The sequence below is a fragment of the Desulfobacterales bacterium genome, from assembly GCA_029211065.1.
Classification (GTDB): Bacteria; Desulfobacterota; Desulfobacteria; order Desulfobacterales; family JARGFK01; genus JARGFK01.
Map to the genome: position 1 here is coordinate 1 of JARGFK010000200.1, position 4043 is coordinate 4043.

The 4043-nt window shown below is 51.3% G+C and carries 6 protein-coding genes; all 6 read left to right on the forward strand.

The genetic code is table 11. The features are described 5' to 3' along the window. Positions 1-859: thioesterase (locus P1P89_22485; GenBank protein MDF1594289.1), on the forward strand; the 859-nt coding region annotated here is incomplete at its 5' end. A 38-nt stretch (positions 860-897) separates the two neighbouring features. Next, positions 898-1083: a hypothetical protein gene (locus P1P89_22490; protein ID MDF1594290.1), complete on the forward strand. Its 186-nt coding sequence runs from the start codon at positions 898-900 to the stop codon at positions 1081-1083. Further along, positions 1064-2200, forward strand: a complete 1137-nt coding sequence (locus tag P1P89_22495; protein ID MDF1594291.1) for a helix-turn-helix domain-containing protein — start codon at positions 1064-1066, stop codon at positions 2198-2200. Before P1P89_22490 ends, P1P89_22495 begins: the two co-directional genes overlap by 20 nt. 250 nt (positions 2201-2450) lie before the next feature. Continuing rightward, positions 2451-3074, forward strand: coding sequence for a DUF6088 family protein (locus P1P89_22500; GenBank protein ID MDF1594292.1), 624 nt, complete (start codon positions 2451-2453; stop codon positions 3072-3074). 1 nt (position 3075) lies between these two features. Then, positions 3076-3333, forward strand: a complete 258-nt coding sequence (locus P1P89_22505; GenBank protein MDF1594293.1) for a hypothetical protein — start codon at positions 3076-3078, stop codon at positions 3331-3333. Further along, entirely contained in the window at positions 3300-3623 is a 324-nt protein-coding gene (locus tag P1P89_22510) for a nucleotidyl transferase AbiEii/AbiGii toxin family protein (GenBank protein MDF1594294.1), read from the forward strand. Before P1P89_22505 ends, P1P89_22510 begins: the two co-directional genes overlap by 34 nt. Positions 3624-4043 lie beyond the last annotated feature (420 nt).

Sequence of the window (4043 nt, forward strand, 5' to 3'; positions counted from 1 at the left end):
CAAAGAACCGATATCAACAGGTCGGGAAAATGTTACCGGCGCTGTGGGTGCCACCGACATCCCTGATGCCGATCCGTACCGGATTTCCTTACCCCAAGATGCTCTCCTGCTCAGTGAGGCATACACGATCCGCTCCTATGAGGTGGAAGCCGGCGGACGGCTCAGCCTCTCGGCGCTGTGCAATTTCATGCAGGACGCCGCCGGAAAACACGCCGACGAACTCGGCCTATCCGTCGCTCAGTTGCAGAAAGAAAGCAAAACCTGGATGCTCTCACGCCTGGCATTACAGATGAAATCGTATCCGGGTTGGCAAGAAACGTTTCGTGTTACGACCTGGCCATCGGGAAGCCGACGCCTGTTCGCACTCCGTAATTTTCTCTTCCATGACAATCAGAACCGCCTGATGGGATCTGCCGCCACGGCCTGGCTGATCATCGATACGCAAAACCGCCGTCCCCTAAGAATTGAACCGTTCCTGAAAAAACTGAACCCCGTCACGCAGGGATCCCAAACCTGTCCGGAACTGAACCTTTTTGAAAAGATTCCCAAACTCAGCGCCTATGAGCATGAAACGCGATTTCGGATCCGCTACCAGGATCTCGACACCAACCGGCATGTCAACAATGTCAGCTTTATTGAGTGGCTTGTTGAGAGCATGCCTGCCGAAGAACTGCAACGATCGATGCTGACCCGATTGGAGGTTAACTATGTGGCCGAAGCCTTTCATGGAGACTTCGTGATTTCCAAATCCCGACCCCTTGAGGGAAAGCCCGGTACATTTTTGCACAGTATCATAAAAGAAGATAGTGCTCAGGAGCTCATCCGCGCAAAGACCGTTTGGGAAAGGACGAGCCCGTAAACCATTATAGAAGTCAAACAGGGTAAAAAGGAGTATTGATGGCCGCTAAAAAATACCGCGTGTCTTCCGGGGTCAGCCAATTGGACCGGCTGCTGAACGGCCTGTTCATCGGCGACAATGTCGTCTGGTATGACGATGCCGGCAGCCTGGCTTCGGTGTTTTGCCACAACTTCATGCAGGTCTCGCAACGCCAGCGTAAAACCCATGATTTATGTCAGTTTTGACCGGTCTCCCCGCAATCTGTTGGAAAAACTGGGACCGTTGGCCGCATATAAAAATCTGACCCTGCTGGACTGTTTCACCCATGGCAAAGGCGCCGGCGCAGATGTGTTTCTTGATTTTTATAAACAGAAATCCTGCAGCTTGTCCGGTCGAATTATCTGTGTTGAAGATCCCCGCAACGTCAGCCGGGTTACAGATGCCTTTTACGGCGTTCACAAGACCCTGAAAGGAGATGTGCGCTTCGTCTTTGAGAGTTTAACCGGAATGCAGGAGCTGTGGGAGGGAGAAGAACATCTGCTGAATTTTTATTCGCATTCCTGTCCGCGCCTCTATGAGCTCAACACCATTGCATACTGGATCATGGAAAAGGAAGCCCATTCCCCCCGCCTCAAAGCCCAGATCAATCAGATCGCCCAGGTCGCCATCGACCTGTCGGTTAAAAGAGGCAAGACAACATTAAGCATCCTAAAGGCTGAAAAGCGCGACCTGCAATATCTCAACACCCCTCACCCCTACTGGAGCAAGGATTTAAACGTCGTTTTCGATTCCGAAACCCGAACGTCCAGCCGAATCGCTCTGGGTGCCCGATTGAAAAAACTGCGGACCAAACGCGGACTGTCCCAGACCGAACTGGCCAGACTTGTGGGGGTCACTCCCAGCACCATATCACAGATTGAAAGCAACCAGATTTATCCTTCCCTGCCGGCCCTGTTTAAAATCGCCGAGGTTCTCTCCGTTGAGATGGGTTCCTTTTTCCAGGAATCCCCGGCGCTGACCGGCCAGGCGGTCTTTAAAACGGCAGATGCTCGGGAAATCAAAATCACGGATCTGCCCAAGGACAGCATTATCGTCAAACTGTTGACGCCCATGGACTTTGATCCCAAGGCCGAACCCTACCTCATTGAAATACCGGCCAATCAGAGCCTGCACTCGCATTTTTTCATCCACAAGGGAGAAGAGGTCGGTTACCTGCTGTCCGGAAAACTCCAAATGGAATTAAATAAAGCGGTTTACAGCATCGCACCGGGCGATACCATCTACCTGACCGCCGACATACCGACCCTTTGGAAAAATCCGGGAGCGGACCCGTCCCGGCTGTTGTGGTTTAAGGTCAAGTAGGAATAAATCAAATAAGGAACTTTGCCGGTTTGCCGCCCGCCAAAACCGGTGATTTTGCATGGGTGCAGCACATGATCAAATCCATGGCGCCGACTCTCTTGAAGAGACGATAGCTGAGTGGCAGCAGAGTTCAACAAAACTGAGAAAGTCCATGGGGGAACTGTTCAAGACACTAAAAGACTCGACATTACGCTGAAAAGCGAGTATATTTTTGACACAAAAACAAATATAAATATGGGTCGAAAATATCATGGAAAAACACATACAAAGCATTGACAATAAAGTCATAAGTCGTATTTATGGTAACGGCATGGGGTGGGTATTTACGCCGGCTCACTTTTCCGATCTGGGGAGCCGCGACGCTGTTGCCTCGGCATTAAAGCGGCATCGTCAGTCCGGACGCATCCGCCAACTGGCCCGGGGAGTGTATGATTATCCACGTATTGATCCGGCGCTCGGGGTGCTGACCCCGTCTCCGGATGCTGTGGCCAGGGCCTTGGCCGGGCGCGATGCGGTTCGTCTGCAGCCGTCGGGCGCTTATGCCGCCAATCTGCTGGGGCTTTCCACTCAGGTTCCCATGAAGATCGTCTATCTTACCGATGGACGTTCCCGCACCGTACAAATCGGAAAAAAACAGATTATTCTGAAGCAGACCACGCCGCGGAACATGGCAACGGCCGGCAGGACCAGCGGATTGGTCATCCAGGCCCTGCGCCACTTGGGGCAGCAGCATGTGGATGACGAGATTATTGCCCGGCTTGACCGAAGGCTGAAACCTGATGACAGAAAACTCCTGCTGAAAGATCTCCGTTTTGCGCCCGCCTGGATCGCCGACATGATGCGGCGGCTCGGCCAAAAAAAGGAACCGAATTGACGTGGACGAATTCCTGGCATTTTCCGAAGACCGGAGGCGCATTGTCTGCGAACAGGCGCAGGATAAAATCGGTCTGCCGCCGGCCACCATTGAAGCCAAGGACTTCTGGGTCTGCTGGACCCTGAAAAAGTTGTTTGATCTGCAGGAATGGGGCTCCTGCCTCACCTTCAAAGAGGGAACATCTCTCTCAAAGGGATGGGCGCTGATAAAACGCGAAAAGCGCGCATGGCCCGGCACTATTATGACCTGTACTGTCTGATTCATGCCGGCATCGGCCGCAATGCGGCCGGCGATCTCGATCTTTTCGGGCGCATTGCCGCCCATCGCCAGGTTTATTTTCGCTGTGCCTGGGTGGATTACGACACCTTGAGCCCGGGTCGCCTGAAACTGGTTCCGCCTGATAAGCAGCTATCCGCCTGGAAATCCGATTACGCGGCCATGAAAGACGAGATGTTCTTTGGAAAGCCTCCGGCGTTTGAAGATCTTATAAAAACCGTTCGATCGTTCCAGGATGAATTTAACCAGAAAATAAGGACAAGATCCTTATGATGATAGGTTAAATCAAATGAGCAAAAACGGCAAGAATAAGAAGCTCCGGCCGATTGTGAAATTCGGCGATGTGGTGAGGAATGTCAACCTGGTGGAACATGATCCTGCGGCTATGGATCGATAAAGGCGAGGAGTGTTGCATTTTAGGGGTCACCGCAAATGGATGATGGCGAAATGCTATCATGCAGGCTGAAGCATACGAATGGTATTCCTGGATCAAAATGAAAAAATGCTCTCGGTAATACAATAGCCACTATGATGCAATTTCTGACAACTGAAGAATACATCCAGTATCCTGGAGTTTTTAAGGCGGCCGGATTCTCAACCATGGCATAATCAATGCTTAATTTGACATTGTAAAGATTATTCTTGCAATTACTTCAGTTATTTACTATGGATGTATTCATGAAATCAACCCCG

Bases quoted from the DNA above. Each gene is read 5' to 3' on its own strand.
- P1P89_22490 (MDF1594290.1), top strand. From the start codon at position 898: ATGGCCGCTAAAAAATACCGCGTGTCTTCCGGGGTCAGCCAATTGGAC.
- P1P89_22495 (MDF1594291.1), top strand. From the start codon at position 1,064: ATGATTTATGTCAGTTTTGACCGGTCTCCCCGCAATCTGTTGGAAAAA.
- P1P89_22500 (MDF1594292.1), top strand. From the start codon at position 2,451: ATGGAAAAACACATACAAAGCATTGACAATAAAGTCATAAGTCGTATT.
- P1P89_22510 (MDF1594294.1), top strand. From the start codon at position 3,300: ATGGCCCGGCACTATTATGACCTGTACTGTCTGATTCATGCCGGCATC.